The organism is Vibrio paracholerae (assembly GCF_037672085.1).
GTDB lineage: Bacteria > Pseudomonadota > Gammaproteobacteria > Enterobacterales > Vibrionaceae > Vibrio > Vibrio cholerae.
In genome coordinates, this window is sequence record NZ_JBBHLM010000002.1 from 531,456 (window position 1) to 555,785 (window position 24,330).

Consider the following 24,330-nt stretch of genomic DNA (forward strand, 5'->3'; position numbering starts at 1 on the left):
GCAGAACGCGAGCTTGCTTGATCAGTGTCGTCTCGCTCCCATCGTTCAGCTTGCTGAAATGAACACCTGAAATAATGCGATTTTTCGCACAATTTATGCACAAAAAATCAGGTTTTCACACGGCGCTGATAAAGTTACCAATCATTGAGCAAATAAAGCATTCCGTATTATGACTGAACAATATAATGCTGGAGCCATTGAGGTTCTCAATGGCTTAGAACCAGTGCGTCGCAGACCGGGAATGTATACCGATACCACGCGCCCCAATCACCTTGGGCAAGAAGTGATCGACAACTCCGTCGATGAAGCGCTGGCCGGATACGCCTCCAAAATTCAGGTAATTCTTCATGCCGATCAATCGCTCGAAGTGATTGATGACGGGCGAGGCATGCCCGTCGATATTCACCCTGAAGAGAAGGTCTCAGGGGTGGAGCTTATTCTGTGCAAACTGCACGCCGGTGGTAAGTTCTCCAACAAAAACTACCAATTTTCCGGTGGCTTGCACGGGGTGGGTATTTCGGTGGTGAATGCGCTCTCCAAACGGGTAGAAGTGGCGGTACGCCGTGATGGTCAAGTGTATGAAATTGCCTTTGAACATGGCGATAAAGTGACTGAGCTGACGGTTACGGGGACTTGCGGTCGTCGCAATACCGGTACTAGCGTCCATTTCTGGCCAGACACCAAATATTTTGACTCACCGAATTTCTCTGTATCGCGCCTGATTAATAACTTGCGCGCCAAAGCGGTACTTTGCCCCGGTTTAGAAATCATCTTTACCGATAAGGTCAATAACAACGAGCACCGCTGGTTATACGAAGATGGCCTAAAAGATTATCTGGCCGAAGGGGTGAAAGGGTATACCTTACTGCCGGAAGAGCCGTTTACGGGTGAGTTTACTGCGCAAACCGAAGCAGCAACATGGGCGGTGATTTGGCTACCCGAAGGTGGCGAGCTCATCACCGAAAGCTACGTTAACCTGATCCCAACCGCGCAAGGTGGTACCCATGTCAACGGTTTACGCCAAGGCTTGCTGGATGCGATGCGCGAGTTTTGTGAGTTCCGCAACCTGCTGCCACGCGGGGTGAAATTGACGGGCGAAGACGTGTTTGATCGCTGTGCATACGTACTGTCGATCAAGATGCAAGATCCGCAGTTTGCTGGTCAAACCAAAGAGCGCCTCTCTTCACGTCAATCGGCGGCATTTGTCTCCGGCGTGGTGAAAGATGCCTTCAGCTTGTGGCTTAACGAAAAACCGCAACTGGCAGAGCAGTTAGCCGAAGTTTGTATTGCCAACGCGCACAGCCGAATGCGTGCCAGCAAGAAAGTGGTGCGTAAGAAGATTGCTTCCGGCCCTGCCTTGCCGGGTAAATTAACCGATTGTACAGTGCAAGACCTTAACCGCACCGAACTCTTCCTGGTGGAAGGGGATTCGGCGGGTGGCTCGGCGAAGCAAGCGCGGGATCGTGAATTCCAAGCGGTGATGCCACTGCGCGGTAAAATCCTCAATACGTGGGAAGTTTCTGCCGATCAGGTATTGGCTTCACAAGAAGTACACGATATCTCAGTTGCATTGGGGATTGACCCTGACAGCGACAACCTCGAAGCACTGCGTTACGGCAAGGTCTGTATCCTTGCCGATGCGGACTCGGATGGTCTGCATATTGCGACCTTGCTCTGCGCCCTATTTACCCGCCATTTCCGCGCGCTGGTGAAAGCGGGTCACGTCTATGTTGCTATGCCGCCGCTCTACCGCATCGACTGTGGTAAAGAGGTGTTCTACGCACTCGATGATCAGGAAAAAGAGGGCGTGTTAGAGCGTCTGAGCCAGAAAAAAGCCAAAGTGAACGTGCAACGCTTTAAAGGCTTGGGTGAAATGAACCCGCTGCAATTGCGTGAAACCACGATGGATCCCAACACTCGCCGCTTGGTGCAACTGACCATTGATGATGCTGAAGCGACCGACGAGATGATGGATATGCTGCTGGGTAAAAAGCGTGCGGATGACCGCCGAGCTTGGCTGCAACGTAACGGCGATATGGCAGAGGTGTAACGAATGTCTACTGAAATCAGCTTTGATGGCGTTGAACAACTGCCGCTGCGCAAGTTTACCGAAGACGCTTATCTCAACTATTCGATGTACGTCATCATGGACCGTGCCTTGCCCTATATTGGCGATGGTTTAAAACCGGTACAACGACGTATCATCTACGCGATGTCCGAGCTGGGTCTCTCGGCATCGGCCAAATACAAAAAATCAGCACGTACCGTGGGTGACGTACTGGGTAAATACCATCCGCATGGTGATTCGGCTTGTTATGAAGCGATGGTGTTGATGGCGCAGCCATTCTCCTATCGCTATCCGTTGGTGGATGGTCAAGGTAACTGGGGTGCACCGGACGATCCGAAATCGTTCGCGGCCATGCGTTATACCGAAGCCAAACTGTCAAAGTTTGCCGAGATTCTACTCAGCGAATTAGGCCAAGGCACCGTAGATTGGCAGCCAAACTTTGACGGCACCATGCAAGAGCCGAAAATGTTGCCAGCGCGTCTGCCGCACATTCTGCTCAATGGTGTCACCGGCATCGCGGTAGGTATGGCCACCGACATTCCACCGCATAACGTGCGTGAAGTGGCGGATGCGACGATTCACCTCATCGATAATCCTAACGCGCCGCTGACCGATTTAATGCAGTACGTCAAAGGCCCTGATTTCCCGACCGAAGCAGAAATCATCACCCCAACGGTTGAGCTAGAGAAAATCTACCGCTCAGGCCGTGGCAGCGTAAGAATGCGAGCCGTGTGGTGTAAAGAGGGCTCGGACATCGTGATCACCGCGCTGCCGCATCAAGTCTCTGGCGCGAAGCTGCTGGAGCAGATCGCCGCGCAGATGCGTGCTAAGAAACTGCCGATGGTGGAAGACTTACGCGATGAATCGGATCACGAGAACCCAACGCGTATCGTGATCGTGCCGCGCTCAAATCGCGTCGATTGCGATCTGCTGATGAACCACTTGTTCGCTTCAACGGATCTAGAAAAAAGCTTCCGGGTTAACCTGAACATGATTGGTCTCGACAATCGTCCTCAGGTCAAAGGTTTAGTGCAAATTCTGAGTGAGTGGATCACTTTCCGCCGTGAAACGGTACGCTCACGTTTGCAATACCGCCTCGATAAGGTGCTGGCTCGCTTGCATATTTTGCAAGGTTTGCTGATCGCTTATCTCAACCTTGATGAAGTGATTGAGATCATCCGTAACGAAGACGATCCGAAAGCGGTGCTAATGGCACGTTTCGATCTGACCGATCTTCAAGCGGACGCGATCTTAGATACCAAGTTACGCCACTTGGCGAAACTTGAAGAAATGAAGATCCGCGGTGAGCAAGATGAGCTGGAAAAAGAGCGTAAAAAACTGGAAGAGCTACTCGGCTCTGAACGTCGCCTCAATAATCTGCTCAAAAAAGAGATCAAAGCGGATGCCGATAAGTTTGGCGATGATCGCCGCTCACCACTGGTCGAACGCGAAGAAGCCAAAGCGCTGACTGAGCGTGATTTGATGCCAAGCGAAGCGATCACCGTTGTGCTGTCTGAAAAAGGCTGGATCCGCCACGCCAAAGGGCATGATGTGGATTGCCAGAGCCTGAACTACAAAGCGGGCGATAATTACCTCACTCATGCCTGTGGTAAGAGCAACCAGCAAGCAGTGTTCTTGGGCAGTGATGGCCGCAGTTACTCGCTCGAATCGCACACGTTGCCATCAGCTCGCGGTCAAGGTGAGCCGATCACGGGGCGTTTAAACGTAGCTGAAGGCACTACGATTCGTCAGGTGGTGATGGGCGAAGAAGATCAGCTCTGGTTGGTGGGTTCTGATGCCGGCTACGGCTTTGTGTGTAAAGGCGATGACCTGCTGTCGAAAAACCGCAGTGGTAAAGCTTTGATCAATCTACCAGAAAACTCGGAAGTGATGACGCCACAAGTGATCGCCGATCTCGATAACGATGAGATTTTAGCCATTACTAACCAAGGGCGTATGTTGCTGTTCCCGATTAAGGATCTGCCGCAACTGAGCAAAGGTAAGGGTAACAAGATCATCAATATTCCTGCGGCGAAAGCGAAAATCCGTGAGGAAGTGCTCTCCAACCTGATGGTGTTGCCACAAGGTGCATCGATTACCCTGTATGCGGGTAAACGTAAGCTAGGCTTGAAGGTGAGCGATCTGGATAACTTCCGCGGTGAACGCGGCCGCCGTGGCGCTTTGTTGCCCCGTGGCTTGCAACGCGTGACCGCGATTGAGATTGAAACCTCAGCGGAGCCAGAATCAACCCCGCATTCGGAATATGAATAGCTTTAGGTGAGTATCAAAGCGATCCCTCGCCGTTTAGGAGAGTACCGAGTGGTTACCACCCTATTTAAGATCGCAACGAACTGTTCCCTCCCCTTCAAGGGGAGGGCTAGGGTGGGGTACTTAGCGATCGCTAATGCTTGGGTTGTCAGGATTTAGCTTGGTGTGAATACCCCCTCCCAGCCTCCCCCTAAAAGGGGGAGGGGCAAAGAGTGTAATTCTAAAAGGGGAGAGCAAAGGGAGTTGTCCTAAAGCCAAGGGAGTAACCCTAAAAGTATAGACAGGAAACTAATACTGATCTTCTGACCAGCCATCGCTGTCGGACATATCCGGTGCGCCGGGAATTGCTTTCTCCTCATCTGCCCACTCGCCAAAATCAATCATTTGACACTGCTTACTGCAAAATGGACGGTGTGGGCTCTGTTCGCCCCATTCCACATCGGTGCCACATTGTGGGCATTTCACTATGGTGAGTTTTTTGGTCATAACGCAGTCCTATTGAAAAGCAGCAATGGCTTATCCCCTTAAAACCGGCAACGCCAAGTTGTGTGGGGATACTCTTCATCAAAGCCAAGCTGATAATGTATTTTCGGTTCGCAACATTGCTTCGAGAAAAAGTCGTTTCAAGAAAAGGTCGCGAGTTTTAGCAGCACACCGCCAAATCAAAGGCGATATCTTGAGTGCAGGCTTGCCCGCTGTGAAAATCGATAAACTTGATAGCAAAACGGTTTTTGTGCCCAGAAATCATCGGGTACACACCGTATTCGAGCGGAATCGCAAGGCGTAGGATATTGGCATCTTCCGCATCACTTTGGTAGAAACCGTTGCTTGCCATGCGTGAGCGGTAGTGGCCGGTTTCGCGAGTCAATTTAAGCCAGAGTTTGAGTGCATTCGAAAGCGGCGTCACGGTTTGCATCCACTGCTGGGCATCACGCATTTTACGATCCAACGGCAGATGCAGCCAGTAGTGCAGCGCAGGCAGATCAAAACAGCAGGAGCCACCCGGTAAATTAAAGCGCTGACGAATCGCACTCAGGAAACGGTCTTCTTTGAGTGATTGGCCAAAACGCTCGGCACTCATCAGATCCCGATGAACTTCATCGACGTCGGCGAGTAGCGAGTTAAGCATCTCTTGATCTACGCCTTCTACATGGAGCCAACTGCGGTAAGTTAAGCGCTGTTTTTCCATATCTTTAGCCAGTTCACTTTTCAGTTGGATCTGCTCAAAAATCTCCAGCATATCGAACAGTGAGCGGAAAAAGAGTTGATGTTGAATCCCATCACTGAAAGTGGACGCTCGCTCCATCTGATTGAGCAGCGCTTCGACACGCAGGTAGATGCGCGTTTTTTCATTGAGAGGGTGTTCAAACTGGTGCGTGGTCATTGAGCTAGCCTTGGGTTCTTTGCGCTTATTCTCACAAATTTTGCCTGCTCATGGCTAGATACTTTTGGTGCAATAGTGTGATTTGAGGCAAAAGTTTCTGGTTTTCTGCGTTATTTTTGAGCACATCATCAGCAATTGCCAAACGTTGAGCGCGTGAGGCTTGCGCAGCAAGGATAGCCTCAGCTTGTTCACGTGATACTTTATCGCGTGCCATGGTGCGCTCAATCTGTATTTTTTCATCCACATCGACCACTAACACGCGATCGGCCATGGTTTGCAGTTGGTTTTCGACCAACAGGGGCACAATCAACAACGCATAAGGTGAGGTCGTTTGGGTAAGCGCGTTGCGCATACCTTGGCGGATCATCGGATGCAGCAGTTGGTTTAGCCACGCTTTTTCATTAGGGGCGGCAAAGATGCGTTCACGCAGCGCGGTGCGATTGAGTGAGCCATCAGGGTGCAAGATGGCTTGCCCAAAATGGGCGGTAATCGCTTTTAATCCTTCGGTTTCCGGTTCAACTACGTCACGTGCGATCACATCGGCATCGACCAGATCAATACCAAACTGATCATGAAATAAATTGGCGACCGTGGTTTTGCCACTGGCGATGCCGCCGGTCAATGCCACGACAAAACTCATAATGGTTGTCCTACCCAAGTGGTGAAGTACCAATCAATTACCTTATCGCCCCACAGCAAGGCAAACCACCCCGCTATGGCGAGATAAGGGCCAAACGGAAAGGCCATATCGATACCTTTTTTCTGCTGGCGCAGTTGGATTAAACCGAAAATCACCCCGACCACCGATGAGAGCAGTACGATGACAGGCAACTGTTGCCAACCCAACCAAGCGCCCAGTGCGGCGAGCAATTTGAAATCGCCATAGCCCATGCCTTCTTTACCGGTCAGCAGTTTAAATAGCCAATAAATCGACCACAGCGAGAGATAACCCGCCATGGCTCCGATCACCGCATCACTGAGTGAAACCGGAGAAAAACCAAGCAGTGCCAGTGCAATACCGCCCCACAGTAAAGGTAGCGTTAATTGGTCGGGCAGCAATAGGGTATCGAAGTCGATGAAGGTCGCCGCAATCAATACATAGCTGAAAAACAGCAGCGCCACGGTAAACACTCCGAATGGAAAGTGAGTAGCAATCACTAAGCTCATGATGGCAGTGAGTAGCTCAATCAAGGGATAACGAGCGCTGATCGGCGCTTTACAGTGTGAGCATTGACCGCGCAGCGCCAGCCAACTCAGTAGCGGGATATTATCAATGACGCGAATCGGCGTTTGGCAGTGTGGGCAAGTGGAACGCGGCAAACTGAGGGTCAGTTTACCCTCTGGTGGCGTGATGCCATATTCAGGAAAACTCGCCGCACATTCCGCGCGCCATTCACGCTCCATGATTTTGGGTAAGCGGTAGATCACCACATTGAGAAAGCTGCCAACAATCAAGCCAAACAGGGTGGCGAGCACCGGAAACAGCAAAGGGTAGAAGTAAAACAGTTCCATTCTCTTGCTCTAAGCGAAATGAGGGCGCGCTCAATGGGCACGCCGTTTGTCGCCATACTAACCCAATACACTCATTAAGTTAAAGATAGGTAAGTACATCGCCACCACTAAGCCGCCCACAACCGTCCCAAGAAACACGATGATCAGTGGTTCAAGAATCTTGCCCAAGTTATCGACTGTGTTATCGACTTCAAATTCATAGATGGTCGCGACCTTGTTGAGCATGTCATCTAATTGCCCTGACTCTTCACCGATCATCACCATTTGCAGCACCATTTCGGGAAAAGCGTCGGTATTGCGCATGGCAATGTACATCGGCATACCCGCAGCGGTATCGCGGTACACCTCATTAATCGCGGTTTCAAAGTGCACATTGCCGGAGGTTTTGGCGGTGGTTTTTAAACTGGCGAGAATTGGGATCCCAGCAGCAAAGCTGGTGGCGAGGGTGCGGCTGAATTTGGCGATGGAAGCCTTAGCAAGCACATTACCAATAATCGGAAATTTCAGCCCCAAGCGACTGGTTTTTAAACGGATCTGCAAGGAGTTTTTACGTAGCGCTTTCAAGCCAAAAATGGCTGCTGCGATGGCGATAAATGCCCATAAACTGTAAGCCTGCACCCAGTGTGAGAGCTTCAGCACTTGCTGGGTAAACCAAGGCAGTTCAGCACCAAAGCCGTTAAACATGCTTTCAAATTCTGGGATGACCATGGTGAGCATTAAGTAGGAAACTCCGAGCGCGACCAACACTACCATGCTGGGGTAGATGAGCGCTTTAATCACCTTGGCGCGTAGCTGCTCGCTTTTCTCGCGGTAGGTGGCCAAACGCTCAAACACTTCAGGTAAGTTACCGGACATCTCTCCGGTTTCCACTAAGTCGACATACAAGGTATCAAAATGGGCGCTGGCGGTACGCATCGCCTTGGAAAGCGGCGTGCCCGCTTCCACGCTTTTGGTAATTTGCGCCAGAATCGATTTCATCTCAGCTTTACGGTGATTATCGCCCACCAACTTGAGGGCTTGCACAATCGGTACGCCCGTGGTGAGCATGGTCGCCAACTGCCGAGTCAAAATCGTGATGTCTTTGCCTTTCACGCGATGGGTTAGGCGCGCCAATAATGAGACACTGCCTTTTTTGAGTTTTTTGATCTGAATATGCTGATCTTTGAGCTTATCGCGCACCTCGATTTCGGAGATGGCGAGCATCTGGCCGGAAACTTTTTTGCCGTTGCTGTTGATGCCTTTCCAGCGATAATTTTTCAGAGGTAAGGTTTGGGTCGCTTTCATGTTGAGGCTCGTGCTGACAGGTTAGGTTATCGAATAAAACAGTTAAAAATAGAGCACACGCTGCAGCTCAGCAAAGCTGGTGATGCCTTCGCGCAGCTTTTCAAGGCTGGACTCTTGCAACGTTTGCATACCATTGGCTTTGGCTAAACGTTCAATTTGATGAATGCTGGCGCGTTGCATAATGGCCTCCGCCAGCTCGGTATTAAACGCCATCACTTCATAGATCCCAACGCGCCCTGAATAGCCGCCCGTACACTCGTTACACCCCGCCGCATTGGCTTCATACAAGATTTCATTGGGCTGAAATGCAAATTGGCTTTGCAATAGGGCAGAAGGGCGCACCGCGATTTTGCAATGTTTACATAGGCGGCGCGCGAGGCGTTGGGCGATGATTAAACTGAGTGATGACGCGAGGTTAAACGGCTCCACCCCCATATTGGCTAAACGAATCACGGTTTCGGCGGCCGAGTTGGTGTGCAGGGTGGAAAGCACCAAGTGACCGGTTTGCGCGGCTTTGACCGCGATTTCGGCGGTTTCCAGATCGCGTATTTCGCCGACCATCACCACATCAGGGTCTTGGCGTAGAAACGAGCGTAGCGCTTCGGCAAAGCCAAAGCCGATTTTCGGTTGCACTTGCACTTGGTTAATCCCAGAGAGGTTAATTTCTACCGGATCTTCCGCGGTGGAGATATTGATCTGTGATGTGTTGAGAATGCGCAGCCCAGTATAGAGCGAAACGGTTTTGCCGCTGCCGGTGGGGCCTGTCATCAAGATCATCCCTTGCGGTCTTTTCAGGGCATTGAGGTAGAGCTGCTTTTGCTGCGGGTTATAACCGAGCTTATCAATATCCAGATTGGCGGCGCTGCTATCGAGCAGACGCAGCACGATTTTTTCGCCCCATAAAGTGGGAAGCGTAGAAACGCGCAGATCAATGGCGGTATCGCGGCTTAGGCGCAGTTTAATCCGCCCGTCTTGCGGCAAGCGGCGCTCGGCAATATCTAATTTGGAGAGAATTTTAATCCGCGCGGCTAAACGGCGACTTAAATGGCTAGCCGGTTGCTGGGTTTCCACCAAAATGCCATCGCAGCGCAGGCGGATCCGATACTGGTTTTCATACGGCTCAAAATGAATATCGGATGCGCCTTTGCGCACCGCATCGAGCAGCACTTGGTTGATAAAGCGGCTAACCGGAGAGTCATCTTGGCTGAGATCTTCAATGGATTGCAGCTCGTCATCACTGACTTTAACCAGATTGGCGAGCTCATCTTGGCTGATCTCTTTCCCTTGGTTGGCTGCGCCTTGAATTGAGCGGCCATACAAACGGCGAATCGCGGCTTGCAGCGCGCGGTGATCGGCCAGTGCCAGTTCAACTTGCAGCCCAGTGGCAAAACGAAACTCTTCTTCAGCTTGCAGTAAGGTAGGGTCAGAGACGGCGAGCAGCAGTAAATTGCCTTGTTTGGCAATCGGCAAGGCGTCGTAGCGGGTAATCAGTTCACGCAGCCCAAGCTGTTGGCACAGGGTGGCGTAGTCGTAGCGGCTAAGGTCGGTTTCCGGCAAGCCGAAAATATGGCTCAGTTGCTCGGTCAGCTCTTGGGGGTGAAAAATCCCTAAACCAAGCAGCGCCTCGGGCACCGACGTCCCCGAAGCGCTAACCTGTGTAACCACCGCTTGTTCTTGTGTTGCGCTGATTAATTCAGCCTGACGCAAGATAGCAACAAGGTTGGTGAGCATTTTATTAAACTACTTCTTCTCTTATTATTGAGGGCAACCTTTAGGTGCATTAGCGGGTTTGGTTAGACCTGCGACTTTACAACTCCAACCTTTCGTGTCCTCTCTTGTTATGGTAGCTTGAGCGCCGGAAGGAGAGGTTAATGCTAGAGTTATTGCATTAGAAGCAAAAGATAAACCAGTAAGATCGATACCAATATCACTGCCTTGTGCTGGGAATGCTCCTTGCTCTTGATAATAGAGTTCTGCTGGAGTAATAATCGATTTTAGTGATGCAACCGCAGATGCGACTTCACTCTTGGTGACATAATCCTTATAAGCAGGCACAGCAATCGCTGCTAACACACCAATAATCGCCACCACAATCATCAATTCAATTAAGGTAAAACCTTTCTGTAGTTTATTTTTATACGCTTTCATAATTCCCTCCGTAGGTGTTTGCGTATTAAGCGCAGTGAGCATATGCCTTGCTACCCAAGGGGGGAATCGAGTCGCGAGCGCTCTTCGAGTGAGTTAGGGTTTTAACCTATTGATTTGCATGATGAATACAAAAAACTTCGAGTCACTTAAAAACTTATGTGACTAAATGAGTCATTAGAAACAAAAACAGGAGGCTTGATGCCTCCTGTTAACTGTTTGAAATGTTTGAAGTTAGTCTCAAGTGTTACGACTTAAAACGCATCGACAGATCAAGGGCTTTGAGGTGTTTGGTCAGTGCACCGACCGAGATGTAATCCACGCCGGTCTCGGCGCACTCTTTGAGGTTATCCAGCGTGATATTGCCGGAGTTCTCCAGCGCCGCACGCCCGGCGTTAATCTTTACCGCTTCACGCATCATCTCAAGACTAAAGTTATCGAGCATAATGATGTCGGCACCAGCGCTGATCGCCTCTTCCAATTCGGCCAAGGTTTCGGTTTCCACTTCCACCGGTTTGCCGGGATTGAGCTGTTTCGCTGTGCTAATCGCCTGACGGATCCCGCCACAAGCGATAATGTGGTTTTCTTTGATGAGGTAAGCATCAAACACGCCGATACGGTGGTTATAACCGCCGCCACACGCCACGGCGTATTTCAGGGCGCTACGCAGGCCGGGAATGGTTTTGCGGGTATCGAGCAATCGGCACTGGGTGCCTTTGAGCTCTTGCACATAACGCGCAGTAGCCGTGGCGCAACCGGAAAGGGTTTGAATAAAGTTCATCGCGTTGCGCTCACCGGTGAGCAGAATACGCGCAGGCCCAGTCAAGGTGCACAAGGTTTGGTTGGGCGTGAGCGTTTCACCATCTTGCACATACCATTCAATGCTCACTTGGCCGCCGAGCTGTTTAAACACTTCATCCGCCCACAACTGGCCGCAAAACACCCCCGCTTCACGAGTGATGATGGTCGCGGTGCTGATGCGATCGGCTGGAATCAGGCTTGCGGTAATGTCGGCCGCAGGGTCAAGTGTGCCGCCTAAATCTTCCTTTAGGGTGTCGATCACGCTGCGGGTAATATCGGCAGGCAGTTGCTGTTTCAGGTACGCAAGGCGATCCTGACTGTTGTGAGTCTCTTTCATCGCAAGTCGAATGTCCGTGTTATTTGCTGTTAAACCAAACCGCGTCATGATACTGGCTGGCGCGTAGAAATTCAGCTTCTAATCTCGTAATTTGTTATGCGTAAGGTAGAATCGGGCGCAGGTTATCCCCTTCCTACTTGAAACTGCAGCGGTGTTGGCTAGGTTCGTTCACCCCAATCACAGAGTTTACCTATGCTCATGGGTATACTCATGGGGACTTACTCACTTGCCGCCTAGCTGCAACTCCAAGTCGTTTAGGGATAGGCTGGGAGTCACTCTCAACCGACAAGATATCAAAGCAAGGAGTAAGGATGATTGATAGTCAAGGCTGGTACCGCCTCGCCAGAAAAGTACCTTCTCCACATTGTGATGCGCGCCATGATAGTGAGGATGTTTCGCTACTGGTGGTGCACAACATCAGTTTGCCACCCGGCCAGTTTGGTGGCCCGTACATTGAGCAGTTTTTTCTGGGCGAGCTGGATGCCAATCAACATTCGTTTTTTAAGGTGATCGCCAAGATGCGCGTCTCGGCGCACTGCGTGATCCGCCGAGATGGTGAGGTGGTGCAGTTTGTGCCGTTTCATCTGCGCGCGTGGCACGCGGGTGTTTCCTCTTTTGCAGGCCGAGCCAAGTGCAATGATTACTCGATTGGTATTGAGCTGGAGGGGAGCGATTTTGTGCCGTATAGCGATGCGCAATATCAGGCGCTGACTGAGCTGACCCAAGCCTTGATGGAGCGCTACCCGCACATCACGCTGCCGCGCATTACTGGACACCAATATATTGCGCCGCTGCGTAAAACCGACCCCGGTTTGGTGTTTGACTGGCGGCGTTTTCGGGCGGGCTTGAAGTCATAGGTTTTAGTTGGTGCGAAATACCCCCTCCCGGCCTCCCCCTAGAAGGGGGAGGGGCAAAGGTTGCTGCTCTAAAAGGGGAGGAACCAAAAACAGTTCCCTCCCCTTTTAGGGGAGGGTTAGGGTCTGTCTCTTATACACAAATCCCCAAGCCTCTGCTTGGGGATTTTTTTGAACTAATTTTATGTTTCATGATCTGATCATCTAAGCAATAACAAGGATGATTAGAATGACTTATATAGAACCAACCCTCTGGGCACAAAAGCAATTTGGTCAAGCTCACCTCAATGACCCAAGACGTACTCAAAGACTCGTTGCCCTAGCTGCCTCTCTGGCCGAGCAACCTGGCGTACCGGTCTCGAAACTCATCATCTCCCCTGCAGATATGGAAGGGGCTTATCGCTTTATCCGTAATGAGCAAATCAAAGCAGAAGATATCGCTGAAGCGGGCTTTCATGTCACAGCGCAAGAGGCTTTAGAACAACAAACACTTCTTGCATTAGAAGATACGACTTCTCTAAGTTACTCCCATCGCAGCATACAAGATGAACTTGGGCACTCCAATCAAGGCAATCGAAATCGAGCTATGTTCATACACTCGACCTTACTTTTTGCTCCCGAAACTCAAGTGGTTGTTGGCTTAATTGAACAACAACGCTGGACTCGAGATATTGAAAAGCGTGGACAAGGACACCAGTACGCCACTCGACCATACAAAGAGAAAGAAAGCTATAAATGGGAGCAAGCTTCTCGCCATGTCGCAGAGCGACTTGGCGATAAAATCTCAGATGTAATTTCTGTGTGCGATAGAGAAGCCGACCTATTTGAATACCTCACTTACAAGCAAGAGCAACAACAGCGATTCCTTGTTCGCTCAATGCAAAGTCGCTGTATAGAAGAGCATGATAATCGTCTTTATGACTACGCTTCCAAGCTGCAATCAGCAGGAGAAAGAGTGCTCGACATACCGCAAAAAGGCGGCCGTAAAGCTCGTACAGTTCACCTAGACATCAAATATGCCCCCGTGACACTCAAATCTCCCGCGAATAAAAAAGAGTTCAATAACATTCCGCTTTACTACGTGGGATGCATAGAACAAGGAGAGAGTAACGATAAGCTCGCATGGCACTTACTCACCTCAGAGCCAATAACGAGCAAGGAAGAGGCACTTAAAATCGTCAGTTATTATGAGCTGCGTTGGCTAATTGAAGATTTTCATAAAGTCTGGAAAAGTGAAGGCACTCAAGTCGAGCAATTGAGAATGCAAAGCAAAGATAACTTAGAAAGGCTCAGCGTTATTCTGGCTTTTATCGCGACTCGGTTGCTCCAGTTGAGATTTATGAATGAATCAGATGAGTTATCTAAGAGCAGTTGTGAGCCGATATTAAAAGGCAAAGCATGGAAGCTAATGTGGCTAAAGCTAGAAAGAAAAGGGCTACCGAAGGAAGATCCGGACATATCATGGGCTTACAAAGGTATTGCTCGATTAGGGGGTTGGAAGAATACAAAGCGAACGGGTCGTGCTTCTATAAAGACATTATGGCAAGGATGGTTTAGGTTACAAACCATCCTTGAAGGGTATGAACTGGCTAAGTCTCTTGATTCACCAGACTTGTGATCAAGAGACAGGGTTAGGGTGGGGTATTAAGCGCTCACGGATGCGCTTAAATCGCGTCGTGATACTCGGTCAGCACTTGCTCGACCCAAGTCGCGATGCGTTCGTCACTCAAGTCATATTGTGAATCTTCATCCAGTGCGAGGCCGACAAAATGGCTGCCATCTTCAGTCAAAGCCTTGGAGGCTTCAAAGTGGTAGCCTTGATTTGGCCAGTAGCCAAGCAGGTTAGCTCCGTTCTTCTTGATCTGGTCGTGCAGCAGCCCCATCGCATCCAGATACCATTCGCCATAGCCTTCTTGATCGCCTAAGCCGAACAACGCGACGTACTTGTTTTTTAGCGACACGCCACCGATGTGATCCCATACCGCACTCCAGTCCTCTTGGATTTCACCAAAATCCCATGTTGAAATGCCCAGCAGTAAAAGATCGTAATCACTCATTAAAGTGAGAGGCGATTCTTTTACGTTGTGGATATCCACCAGTTCTTCACCCAGTATGGCGCGAATTTTCTCCGCGGTCATTTCGGTGTAACAGGTGCTTGAGCCATAAAATAGACCAATCTTCATCAATAATTTGTATCTGTCTGCGAAGGAATGGCAAATTCTAACCATAAAAATGATCGGAATGCAGCCAATATCCTGCATCCTGCGTATTTTTATGCTATTAAACGCCCAGTAAAAAGAGAGCTAGAGCTGAGGATAGAGTGAGCGAAGCCTTATCTCCCGACCAAGGGTTGGTGGAACAATTTTTAGATACCATGTGGTTTGAGCGCGGTTTGGCAGAAAATACCGTGACGTCTTATCGTAATGACTTGAGTAAGCTATTAGAGTGGATGGCGAAGAACCAGTATCGGCTCGATTTTATTAGCTTTGCTGGTTTGCAGGAGTATCAAAGCTGGCTGTCGGAGCAAAATTACAAACCGACCTCGAAAGCGCGCATGTTGTCGGCGATTCGTCGCCTGTTTCAATATCTGCATCGGGAAAAGGTGCGCGCCGACGATCCGAGTGCGCTTTTGATTAGTCCTAAGTTGCCGACGCGCTTACCCAAAGATTTGAGCGAAGCGCAAGTTGAAGCTTTGCTGAGTGCGCCAGATCCGCAAAGTCCACTTGAGCTGCGTGATAAAGCCATGTTGGAATTGCTGTATGCTACGGGACTGCGTGTGACAGAGCTGGTCTCACTGACCATGGAAAACATGAGCTTGCGCCAAGGTGTGGTGCGAGTCATGGGCAAGGGCGGTAAAGAGCGTTTGGTGCCTATGGGTGAAAATGCCATTGAATGGATTGAAACTTTTTTGCAGCAGGGACGGTCTTTACTGCTGGGGGAGCAGACGTCGGATATCGTTTTCCCCAGTAGCCGCGGTCAGCAGATGACCCGGCAAACCTTCTGGCATCGCATTAAACACTATGCGGTCATTGCAGGAATTGATGTGGAAAAACTCTCGCCGCACGTATTGCGCCATGCGTTTGCCACTCACTTGCTCAATTATGGGGCCGATCTGCGCGTGGTGCAGATGTTGCTTGGGCATAGTGATTTATCCACGACACAAATTTATACTCATGTCGCCACTGAGCGGCTTAAACAACTCCACAACGAGCACCATCCAAGGGCTTGAAAATAAGGTGATTTTCATGAGCGTACTGCGCCGACTAACATGGCTGGCATTTCCTTTACTGAGTATGGCATTCAACGTACAAGCGAACACTGCACCAGCACAATTGAATAAAGCCGAGCTTGAGCAGCGCTTTGCCAAACTCGGATTGCAAGTGGAAGAGATCAAACCCTCTGATATCAATGGTTTGCTTGAAGTGCAAACGTCTGGTGGTGTGTTGTTCTCTTCGCCTGATGGTGAGCACTTTATCGCGGGTACTCTGTATGCGCTGGATGGTAATGGCGGTTATGTTGATGTGCTGGCTAAACGCCAAGCGCCACTCAACGCCAAGAAAATTGCCGCATTGCAAGACAGCATGATTGAGTTTAAAGCGCCCAATGAGAAATACGCGATTACCGTATTTACCGATATCACGTGTGGTTACTGTGTGCGTCTGCACAGTCAGATCAAAGATTACAATGATCTCGGTATTACGGTGCGCTATTTGGCTTATCCACGTCAAGGGCCGACAGGCCAAGTCGCGGATCAAATGGCGGCCATCTGGTGTTCTAACGATCCGAAAGCGGCGATGCACGATGCGAAAGTGAATCGTAAAACCATTACCGCCGATAAAGATATCGCCCAATGCCAAAAGACCATCGCGCAGCACTATATGCTGGGTCACGAGCTCGGCATTAGCGGTACTCCAGCGATTTTCTTACCCAATGGTGAGATGGTTGGCGGCTATTTGCCTGCGCCACAATTGCTGCAACGTCTGCAAGCCACACAATAGTTTTTCATTTTCGACTAATTAAGGAAACAGGCCAGAGGCAACTTTGGCCTGTCACAGCATGATAGAAATCCAGCGACGCCCCGAACCTGATCTCTCACTTCTTCCCGACCACATCGACCCACTATTACGTCGGCTTTACCTGAGCCGTGGCGTAAGTAACGTGGCACAACTTGAAAAAGCCGCCAAAGCGCTGCACTCATTCAAACAGTTACATGGTATTGATCGTGCGGTTGAGTTGCTGTTCGCAGCGATTGCTGAGCAAAAACGCATCATAGTCGTCGGTGATTTTGATGCCGATGGCGCAACCAGTTCGGCACTTTCCGTGCTCGCGCTGCGTATGCTCGGTAGTCGTAATGTCGATTACTTAGTGCCGAACCGTTTTGAAGATGGTTATGGTCTGAGCCCTGAAGTGGTTGACCAAGCGATTGAGCGTGGCGCAGAGATGATCATGACCGTGGATAACGGCGTTTCATCACTGGAAGGGGTGCGTTACGCCAAACAGAAAGGGCTACAAGTGGTGGTCACCGATCATCACTTACCTGGACAAGAACTCCCTGAAGTCGATGCCATGGTGAACCCGAACTTGCAGCAGTGTGCTTTTCCTTCTAAGGCGCTGGCTGGGGTAGGGGTTGCTTTCTATTTGATGATGGCACTTTGCGTGCACATGCGTCAGCAAGGTTGGTTTGTCGCGCAAGGCATGGCTGAACCGAAATTGATGGAACTGATCGATTTAGTGGCACTCGGTACGGTCGCCGATGTGGTGCCACTGGATGACAACAACCGTATTTTGGTGCACCAAGGTTTGCAGCGTATTCGTGCGGGTTTAGCGCGTCCCGGTATTCAAGCTCTGATTGAAGTCGCTAAGCGCGATGCGCGCCGTTTGGTCGCTGCTGATTTTGGCTTTGCGCTTGGGCCGCGGATTAACGCCGCAGGGCGTTTGGATGATATGTCATTCGGCGTTGAGCTTTTGCTGTGTAACAACATTCACGCTGCGCGGCGTATGGCGAGTGAGCTGGACGGCCTCAATCAAACCCGAAAAGAGATTGAAGAGGGGATGAAGCAAGAGGCGGTCGCATTTTGTGAGCGCTTGCAACTGAGCGATGATCGCGAGCTGCCTTACGGTTTAGTGCTGTTTCAGCGCGATTGGCACCAAGGGGTGATCGGCATTCTCGCTTCGCGCATCAAAGAGAAATACCACCGCCCCGTGATTGCGTTTGCTGAAGGCGGCGATGGCAAGCTGAAAGGTTCATGTCGCTCGGTTCCCGGTCTGCATATGCGTGATGCACTAGATAAAATTGATACGCAAAACCCGGGCATCATCCTCAAATTTGGTGGTCACGCGATGGCGGCTGGATTAACCATTGAAGAGCAAAATTTTGCACGTTTTTGCCGACTGTTTGACCAGCTAGTGCGTGAAGAGCTGGATGAAGCAGCACTCAAAGGCATCATTCTCAGCGATGGCGAACTGAAACCAGAAGAGTTTTCGCTGCATACCGCCGAATTACTGCGTGCTGGTGGCCCGTGGGGGCAAGCGTTTCCTGAACCCCTGTTTGATGGCGAATTTAAAGTGCTGCACCAAAAACTGGTCGGCGAAAAACACCTCAAACTGATGCTCGAACCGCTGTATAAAGGTTTTCCAACCAATGTGATGATCGACGGGATTGCGTTTAATGTCGACCTACGTCGTTGGCCGGATGCCTCAGTCAAAACGGTACGTTTGGCGTACAAACTCGACATCAACGAGTTTCGCGGTAATCAATCATTGCAACTCATGATTGATCATCTGGAAGCGAAGTAGAGTTTCTCCTCTTGCTATTAAAGGGGGGAATTCTGCCGCTGAAATATCCCCTTCTAACCAGCAACGCCAAGTGATTTGGGCATCTCTTTTTTGCTTTATTCTCAAGATGATGCCTCCCTCTTTATCCAACTTATTCAATTTATTCAAAAATTGTCATCAACTGACACTTCTAGCCCATCAAGTCCCCATCTGTATATGATTTGTAATTGGTCTGACCAATATTTTTGCTGTTTTAATCAACTATTGTTGCTGGATTGTTAGAGCGTGAGCGGTTCTATGATTTAGGTCAATTTTCGGCTGGACACTGGCGTTTTAATTATGTTAATTTCTGCACCAACTTAAAATTGGTATTACCAATTGCCAGCAAGAAGAATAAGAGTAGAAGAACAATAAATTATGGCTTATCAAAGGATCCGTCAGCCAAAGCTCTCCGATGTGATTGAACAAGAACTGGAGAGACTGATAGTGGAAGGAACACTCTCACCCGGTCAGCAACTTCCTCCGGAACGCGAACTGGCCAAACAGTTTGAAGTGTCTCGCCCCTCGATCAGAGAAGCCATACAACGCTTGGAAGCCAAACGCTTGCTTACCCGCCGTCAAGGTGGCGGTACATTCGTTAGTGACCGAATTTGGCAGAGCTTTTCTGATCCTCTGCTAAATTTATTGTCTAGCCACTCCGAAACTCAACTGGATCTGCTGGAAGCGCGTCATGCGCTGGAAGGTATTTGCGCCTATTTTGCGGCGTTGCGTGGTACCGAAGAAGATTTTGCTCGTATTCAACACTGTGTCACGCGTATCGCGGAGGCTCAGGCATTGAATAATGTGGATGAAGAAGCAGAGCGGGTGATGGCATTTTTGATTGCCATTACTGAAGCGGCGCACAACGTTGTGCTTCTGCACATCGTACGCAGCCTGAGTCCACTGCTTGAGCAGAATATTCGTCAGAATTTTAAACTCTTACATCGCCGCCCTGAAGCGGTAGATAAAGTAAGCAAACACCGGGCTAACATTGTGGATGCGATTGTTTCGGGTCAGCCGGAAAAGGCACGTGAAATGTCCCATTCTCACTTAGCTTATATCGAAGAAACGTTGTTGGATTTGACTCGTGAACAGACTCGCCGTGAGCGATCTCTGCGTCGAATTCAACAAGGTAATGAGCCGCAATAGCGGCCATTGCGATTCAACTTAAATCCAACCAACAGAAGGATAGATCGCCATGTCTGACATGAAGCATGACGTAGATGCACTGGAAACTCAGGAGTGGCTTGCTGCCCTTGAATCCGTTGTCCGTGAAGAAGGCGTAGAGCGCGCGCAATACCTGCTTGAGCAAGTATTGGAAAAAGCGCGTTTGGATGGTGTAGACATGCCAACAGGCGTGACCACCAACTACATCAACACGATTCCTGCGGCGCAAGAGCCTGCTTACCCAGGTGACACCACGATCGAACGTCGTATTCGTTCAATCATTCGCTGGAACGCGATCATGATCGTGCTGCGTGCATCGAAGAAAGATCTGGAACTGGGTGGCCACATGGCTTCTTTCCAATCTTCCGCTGCTTTCTACGAAACCTGTTTCAACCACTTCTTCCGTGCTCCAAACGAGAAAGACGGTGGCGACTTGGTTTACTATCAAGGTCACATCTCTCCAGGGATCTACGCGCGTGCTTTCGTTGAAGGCCGTTTGACCGAAGAACAACTGGACAACTTCCGTCAGGAAGTGGATGGCAAAGGTCTTCCTTCTTACCCGCACCCGAAATTGATGCCTGAATTCTGGCAATTCCCAACCGTATCTATGGGGCTGGGTCCAATTTCTGCGATTTATCAAGCTCGTTTCCTGAAGTATCTGAATGGTCGTGGCCTGAAAGACACCACTGCGCAGCGCGTATACGCCTTCCTTGGTGACGGTGAGATGGACGAGCCAGAATCTCGCGGCGCGATCTCTTTCGCAGCGCGTGAGAAGCTGGATAACCTATGCTTCCTTATCAACTGTAACCTGCAACGTTTGGACGGCCCTGTTATGGGTAACGGCAAGATCATCCAAGAACTGGAAGGTCTATTCCGTGGCGCAGGCTGGAACGTTGTGAAAGTGATCTGGGGTAATGGCTGGGACAAACTACTGGCGAAAGACACCACAGGTAAACTGCTGCAACTGATGAACGAAACCATCGACGGCGACTACCAAACGTTCAAAGCGAAAGATGGCGCTTACGTTCGTGAGCACTTCTTCGGTAAGTACCCAGAGACAGCTGCGCTAGTTGCAGATATGACTGACGATGAGATCTTCGCTCTGAAACGCGGTGGTCACGAGTCATCTAAACTGTACGCAGCGTTCAAAAACGCTCAAGACACCAAAGGTCGTCCAACCGTTATCCTAGCGAAAACCGTTAAAGGATACGGCATGGGTGATGCGGCAGAAGGCAAGAACATTGCACACCAAGTGAAGAAGATGGATATGACCCATGTTCTGGCGATGCGTAACCGTCTAGGCCTGCAAGATCTGATCTCTGACGAAGAAGTAAATAACCTGCCGTACCTGAAACTGGAAGAAGGCTCAAAAGAGTTTGAATACCTGCACGCTCGTCGTAAAGCGCTGCACGGGTACACGCCTCAGCGTCTGCCTAACTTCACTCAAGAACTGGTTATTCCAGCGCTGGAAGAGTTCAAGCCACTGCTGGAAGAGCAGAGCCGTGAAATCTCTTCAACCATGGCGTATGTACGTACTCTAAACATTCTGCTGAAAGATAAGAACATTGGTCAAAACATCGTTCCTATCATCGCGGACGAAGCGCGTACGTTTGGTATGGAAGGTCTGTTCCGTCAAATCGGTATCTACAACCCGCACGGTCAGAACTACACTCCACAAGATCGCGATATCGTTTCTTACTACAAAGAAGCGACGTCAGGTCAGGTACTGCAAGAAGGTATCAACGAGCTGGGTGCCATGTCATCTTGGGTTGCGGCGGCAACGTCATACAGCACCAACAACCTGCCGATGATCCCGTTCTACATCTACTACTCTATGTTCGGTTTCCAACGTGTTGGCGACATGGCGTGGATGGCGGGCGACCAACAAGCGCGTGGCTTCCTACTGGGTGCTACTGCGGGTCGTACCACACTGAACGGTGAAGGTCTACAGCACGAAGATGGTCACTCGCACATTCTGGCGGGCACAGTACCAAACTGTATCTCTTACGATCCAACCTTCGCTTACGAAGTTGCGGTAATCCTGCAAGACGGTATCCGTCGTATGTATGGTGAGCAAGAGAACGTGTTCTACTACCTGACACTGATGAACGAAAGCTACGCTCACCCAGCAATGCCTGCTGGCGCTGAAGAAGGTATCCGTAAAGGTATCTACAAGCTGGAAAGCTATTCGTCTCAAGGAACGGCTGGTAACAAAGCAAAAGTTCAACTGATGAGCTCAGGCACCATCATGAACGAAGTGCGTAAAGCAGCACAAATTCTGAGTGAAGAGTACGGCGTAGCGTCTGATGTTTACTCTGTGACTTCATTCAACGAGCTGGCGCGTGATGGCCAAGCGTGTGATCGTTTCAACATGCTGCACCCAGAAGCAGAAGTGAAAGTCCCTTACATCGCACAAGTGATGGGTACTGAGCCTGCTATCGCAGCGACTGACTACATGAAGAACTACGCGGATCAAGTACGTGCGTTCATTCCTGCACAGTCTTACAAAGTGCTGGGTACGGATGGTTTCGGCCGCTCAGACAGCCGTGAAAACCTACGTCGTCACTTTGAAGTGAATGCTGGCTACGTGGTAGTTGCAGCGCTGAATGAACTGGCAAAACGTGGTGAAGTTGAGAAGTCTGTGGTTGCAGCAGCAATCAAGAAATTCGACATCGATACTGAAAAAACCAACCCGCTGTACGCTTAATTGAAGGTAGGAAAAGTAATGGCAATCGAAATTTATGTACCTGACATCGGTGCGGATGAGGTTGAAGTCACTGAGATTCTCGTCAAAGTCGGCGACAAAGTGGCCGAAGAGCAATCTCTGATCACGGTTGAAGGCGACAAAGCTTCTATGGAAGTTCCTGCGTCTCAAGCGGGTATCGTTAAAGAGATCAAAGTAGTGGCAGGTGACAAAGTGTCTACTGGCTCTCTGATCATGGTCTTTGAAGCGGAAGGTGCAGCAGCGGCTGCACCAGCTCCTGCGCCTCAAGCGGCAGCACCAGTTGCTGCAGCTCCAGCGGCCGCTGCACTGAAAGAAGTGCAAGTACCAGACATTGGCGGTGATGAAGTTGAAGTGACTGAAATCATGGTCAAAGTGGGCGATGTGGTTGCGGAAGAGCAATCTCTGATCACCGTTGAAGGCGACAAAGCGTCAATGGAAGTACCAGCGCCTTTCGCTGGTACGGTTAAAGAGATCAAAATCGCTGCGGGCGACAAAGTCTCAACTGGCTCACTGATCATGGTGTTTGAAGTAGCCGGCGCTGCGCCAGTTGCAGCACCAGCTCAAGCGGCGGCACCAGCGGCAGCTGCTGCGCCAGCCGTTGCAGCGCTGAAAGAAGTTCAAGTACCTGATATCGGCGGTGACGAAGTGACCGTAACGGAAATCATGGTTAACGTGGGCGACAGCATCAGCGAAGAGCAATCTCTGATCACCGTAGAAGGCGATAAGGCTTCTATGGAAGTACCAGCACCTTTTGCCGGTACTCTGAAAGAGATCAAAGTAGCAGCTGGCGATAAAGTGAAAACAGGTTCGCTGATCATGGTGTTTGAAGTTGCTGGCGCAGCGCCAGTCGCGGCATCTGTTCAAGCAGCAGCACCAGCAGCTGCGGTAGCGCCTGCTCAAGCAGCGGCTCCTGCGGCGGCTGCACCTGCAACAAGTGGTGAATTCCAAGAAAACCATGAGTACTCACACGCTTCTCCAGTCGTGCGTCGTCTGGCTCGTGAATTTGGCGTTAACCTAGCCAAAGTCAAAGGCTCTGGCCGTAAGAACCGTATCCTGAAAGAAGACGTACAGAACTACGTGAAAGAAGCGCTGAAACGTCTGGAATCTGGCGCGCAAGCGGCGGCTTCTGGTAAAGGTGATGGCGCAGCGCTGGGCTTACTGCCTTGGCCAAAAGTGGACTTCAGCAAGTTCGGTGATACCGAAGTGCAACCACTGTCTCGCATCAAGAAAATCTCGGGTGCTAACCTGCACCGTAACTGGGTGATGATCCCGCACGTGACCCAATGGGACAATGCAGACATCACTGAGCTAGAGAAATTCCGTCAAGAGCAAAACGCGATGGAAGCGAAGCGCGACACAGGTATGAAGATCACTCCGCTGGTGTTCATTATGAAAGCCGCTGCGAAAGCGCTGGAAGCTTTCCCTGCGTTCAACTCTTCTCTGTCTGACGATGGCGAAAGCTTGATCCTGAAGAAATACGTGAACATCGGTATCGCAGTGGATACACCAAATGGTCTGGTGGTTCCTGTGTTTAAAGATGTGAACAAGAAAGGCATCTACGAGCTGTCAAAAGAGCTGGCTGAAGTCTCGAAGAAAGCCCGTGGCGGTAAGCTGACTGCTGCTGACATGCAAGGTGGCTGTTTCACTATCTCTAGCCTAGGTGGCATTGGCGGTACAGCGTTTACCCCAATCGTTAACGCACCTGAAGTGGCTATTTTGGGTGTGTCTAAGTCTGAGATGAAGCCAGTGTGGAACGGCAAAGAGTTCGCGCCACGTCTGCAACTGCCACTGTCACTGTCTTACGATCACCGCGTGATCGACGGTGCAGAAGGTGCACGTTTCATTACTTACCTGAACGAGTGTCTAAGCGACATCCGTCGTCTGGTACTGTAAGCGCATTCTCGGGTGGCGAAAGCCACCCGATTTAATGGTTATCTGCCAATTTGACGTTGAAACTGATTTTTCCGTTGA

At 50.2% G+C, this 24,330-nt stretch carries 19 protein-coding genes; 10 read left to right on the forward strand and 9 right to left on the reverse strand.

All coding sequences use genetic code 11. The annotated features are described in order from the left end of the window. Positions 1–169: 169 nt before the first annotated feature. Together parE and parC are read left to right on the forward strand one after the other, a co-directional pair. A complete protein-coding gene (parE, locus tag R4537_RS07820) occupies positions 170–2,050 on the forward strand; it encodes a DNA topoisomerase IV subunit B (protein WP_000139795.1) in 1,881 nt (626 codons plus the stop codon). A 3-nt stretch (positions 2,051–2,053) separates the two neighbouring features. Further along, complete coding sequence (gene parC, locus R4537_RS07825) at positions 2,054–4,339, forward strand: DNA topoisomerase IV subunit A (RefSeq protein ID WP_071178192.1); 2,286 nt, start codon at positions 2,054–2,056, stop codon at positions 4,337–4,339. 285 nt (positions 4,340–4,624) lie between these two features. Here the strand turns inward: parC and yacG are convergent, their stop codons facing one another. The 8 genes from yacG to nadC all read right to left on the reverse strand — a co-directional run bounded on the left by yacG (position 4,625) and on the right by nadC (position 11,799). Then, complete coding sequence (gene yacG / locus R4537_RS07830) at positions 4,625–4,822, reverse strand: DNA gyrase inhibitor YacG (RefSeq protein ID WP_000162865.1); 198 nt, start codon at positions 4,820–4,822, stop codon at positions 4,625–4,627. Positions 4,823–4,979: 157 nt separating this feature from the next. Further along, positions 4,980–5,720: a cell division protein ZapD gene (gene zapD, locus R4537_RS07835; RefSeq protein WP_071178191.1), complete on the reverse strand. Its 741-nt coding sequence runs from the start codon at positions 5,718–5,720 to the stop codon at positions 4,980–4,982. Between the two features lie 31 nt (positions 5,721–5,751). Continuing rightward, positions 5,752–6,360, reverse strand: a complete 609-nt coding sequence (gene coaE, locus R4537_RS07840) for a dephospho-CoA kinase (RefSeq protein ID WP_071178190.1) — start codon at positions 6,358–6,360, stop codon at positions 5,752–5,754. Further along, entirely contained in the window at positions 6,357–7,232 is an 876-nt protein-coding gene (locus tag R4537_RS07845; protein WP_071178189.1) for a prepilin peptidase, read from the reverse strand. The genes coaE and R4537_RS07845 overlap by 4 nt, the downstream gene beginning before the upstream one ends. 57 nt (positions 7,233–7,289) lie before the next feature. Then, positions 7,290–8,516 (reverse strand): type II secretion system F family protein, encoded by a 1,227-nt coding sequence (locus R4537_RS07850; protein ID WP_071178188.1) that lies wholly within the window; start codon positions 8,514–8,516, stop codon positions 7,290–7,292. A 42-nt stretch (positions 8,517–8,558) separates the two neighbouring features. Next, positions 8,559–10,247 carry a type IV-A pilus assembly ATPase PilB gene (gene pilB, locus R4537_RS07855; protein WP_071178187.1) on the reverse strand — a complete coding sequence of 563 codons (1,689 nt, stop codon included), beginning with the start codon at positions 10,245–10,247 and terminating at the stop codon, positions 8,559–8,561. A 24-nt stretch (positions 10,248–10,271) separates the two neighbouring features. After that, entirely contained in the window at positions 10,272–10,664 is a 393-nt protein-coding gene (locus tag R4537_RS07860) for a type IV pilin protein (RefSeq protein ID WP_071178186.1), read from the reverse strand. A gap of 244 nt (positions 10,665–10,908) precedes the next feature. Beyond that, the gene (gene nadC, locus R4537_RS07865; protein WP_071178224.1) at positions 10,909–11,799 is read right to left on the reverse strand and encodes a carboxylating nicotinate-nucleotide diphosphorylase; all 891 of its coding nucleotides are present in this window, start codon (positions 11,797–11,799) and stop codon (positions 10,909–10,911) included. A 311-nt stretch (positions 11,800–12,110) separates the two neighbouring features. Here nadC and ampD point away from each other — a divergent pair, with 311 nt between their 5' ends. Both ampD and R4537_RS07875 read left to right on the forward strand, forming a co-directional pair. Continuing rightward, the gene (gene ampD / locus R4537_RS07870) at positions 12,111–12,656 is read left to right on the forward strand and encodes a 1,6-anhydro-N-acetylmuramyl-L-alanine amidase AmpD (protein WP_071178185.1); all 546 of its coding nucleotides are present in this window, start codon (positions 12,111–12,113) and stop codon (positions 12,654–12,656) included. A 226-nt stretch (positions 12,657–12,882) separates the two neighbouring features. Continuing rightward, positions 12,883–14,271: an IS4-like element ISVa18 family transposase gene (locus R4537_RS07875; RefSeq protein ID WP_071179251.1), complete on the forward strand. Its 1,389-nt coding sequence runs from the start codon at positions 12,883–12,885 to the stop codon at positions 14,269–14,271. A gap of 46 nt (positions 14,272–14,317) precedes the next feature. Here R4537_RS07875 and fldB read toward each other — a convergent pair whose 3' ends face one another. Further along, positions 14,318–14,836, reverse strand: coding sequence for a flavodoxin FldB (gene fldB, locus R4537_RS07880; RefSeq protein WP_019828645.1), 519 nt, complete (start codon positions 14,834–14,836; stop codon positions 14,318–14,320). Positions 14,837–14,973: 137 nt separating this feature from the next. Between fldB and xerD the strand changes: the two genes are divergently transcribed. The 6 genes from xerD (at position 14,974) to aceF (ending at position 24,252) form a co-directional block, all read left to right on the forward strand. Then, positions 14,974–15,882 carry a site-specific tyrosine recombinase XerD gene (gene xerD, locus R4537_RS07885; protein WP_071179238.1) on the forward strand — a complete coding sequence of 303 codons (909 nt, stop codon included), beginning with the start codon at positions 14,974–14,976 and terminating at the stop codon, positions 15,880–15,882. 16 nt (positions 15,883–15,898) lie between these two features. Beyond that, entirely contained in the window at positions 15,899–16,651 is a 753-nt protein-coding gene (dsbC, locus tag R4537_RS07890) for a bifunctional protein-disulfide isomerase/oxidoreductase DsbC (RefSeq protein ID WP_071179237.1), read from the forward strand. A gap of 58 nt (positions 16,652–16,709) precedes the next feature. Continuing rightward, complete coding sequence (recJ, locus tag R4537_RS07895) at positions 16,710–18,449, forward strand: single-stranded-DNA-specific exonuclease RecJ (RefSeq protein WP_071179236.1); 1,740 nt, start codon at positions 16,710–16,712, stop codon at positions 18,447–18,449. Between the two features lie 396 nt (positions 18,450–18,845). Beyond that, entirely contained in the window at positions 18,846–19,616 is a 771-nt protein-coding gene (gene pdhR, locus R4537_RS07900; RefSeq protein WP_071179235.1) for a pyruvate dehydrogenase complex transcriptional repressor PdhR, read from the forward strand. Between the two features lie 49 nt (positions 19,617–19,665). Next, positions 19,666–22,341 carry a pyruvate dehydrogenase (acetyl-transferring), homodimeric type gene (aceE, locus tag R4537_RS07905; protein ID WP_071179234.1) on the forward strand — a complete coding sequence of 892 codons (2,676 nt, stop codon included), beginning with the start codon at positions 19,666–19,668 and terminating at the stop codon, positions 22,339–22,341. An 18-nt stretch (positions 22,342–22,359) separates the two neighbouring features. Continuing rightward, on the forward strand, positions 22,360–24,252 hold the full coding sequence (gene aceF, locus R4537_RS07910; protein ID WP_071179233.1) for a pyruvate dehydrogenase complex dihydrolipoyllysine-residue acetyltransferase: 1,893 nt from the start codon (positions 22,360–22,362) through the stop codon (positions 24,250–24,252). The last annotated feature ends 78 nt before the right edge of the window (positions 24,253–24,330 follow it).

Excerpts from the sequence above, each read along its gene's own strand:
- parE (WP_000139795.1), top strand. The coding sequence starts at position 170 with ATGACTGAACAATATAATGCTGGAGCCATTGAGGTTCTCAATGGCTTA.
- parC (WP_071178192.1), top strand. The coding sequence starts at position 2,054 with ATGTCTACTGAAATCAGCTTTGATGGCGTTGAACAACTGCCGCTGCGC.
- yacG (WP_000162865.1), bottom strand. The coding sequence starts at position 4,822 with ATGACCAAAAAACTCACCATAGTGAAATGCCCACAATGTGGCACCGAT.
- zapD (WP_071178191.1), bottom strand. The coding sequence starts at position 5,720 with ATGACCACGCACCAGTTTGAACACCCTCTCAATGAAAAAACGCGCATC.
- coaE (WP_071178190.1), bottom strand. The coding sequence starts at position 6,360 with ATGAGTTTTGTCGTGGCATTGACCGGCGGCATCGCCAGTGGCAAAACC.
- R4537_RS07845 (WP_071178189.1), bottom strand. The coding sequence starts at position 7,232 with ATGGAACTGTTTTACTTCTACCCTTTGCTGTTTCCGGTGCTCGCCACC.
- R4537_RS07850 (WP_071178188.1), bottom strand. The coding sequence starts at position 8,516 with ATGAAAGCGACCCAAACCTTACCTCTGAAAAATTATCGCTGGAAAGGC.
- pilB (WP_071178187.1), bottom strand. The coding sequence starts at position 10,247 with ATGCTCACCAACCTTGTTGCTATCTTGCGTCAGGCTGAATTAATCAGC.
- R4537_RS07860 (WP_071178186.1), bottom strand. The coding sequence starts at position 10,664 with ATGAAAGCGTATAAAAATAAACTACAGAAAGGTTTTACCTTAATTGAA.
- nadC (WP_071178224.1), bottom strand. The coding sequence starts at position 11,799 with ATGAAAGAGACTCACAACAGTCAGGATCGCCTTGCGTACCTGAAACAG.
- ampD (WP_071178185.1), top strand. The coding sequence starts at position 12,111 with ATGATTGATAGTCAAGGCTGGTACCGCCTCGCCAGAAAAGTACCTTCT.
- R4537_RS07875 (WP_071179251.1), top strand. The coding sequence starts at position 12,883 with ATGACTTATATAGAACCAACCCTCTGGGCACAAAAGCAATTTGGTCAA.
- fldB (WP_019828645.1), bottom strand. The coding sequence starts at position 14,836 with ATGAAGATTGGTCTATTTTATGGCTCAAGCACCTGTTACACCGAAATG.
- dsbC (WP_071179237.1), top strand. The coding sequence starts at position 15,899 with ATGAGCGTACTGCGCCGACTAACATGGCTGGCATTTCCTTTACTGAGT.
- recJ (WP_071179236.1), top strand. The coding sequence starts at position 16,710 with ATGATAGAAATCCAGCGACGCCCCGAACCTGATCTCTCACTTCTTCCC.
- pdhR (WP_071179235.1), top strand. The coding sequence starts at position 18,846 with ATGGCTTATCAAAGGATCCGTCAGCCAAAGCTCTCCGATGTGATTGAA.
- aceE (WP_071179234.1), top strand. The coding sequence starts at position 19,666 with ATGTCTGACATGAAGCATGACGTAGATGCACTGGAAACTCAGGAGTGG.
- aceF (WP_071179233.1), top strand. The coding sequence starts at position 22,360 with ATGGCAATCGAAATTTATGTACCTGACATCGGTGCGGATGAGGTTGAA.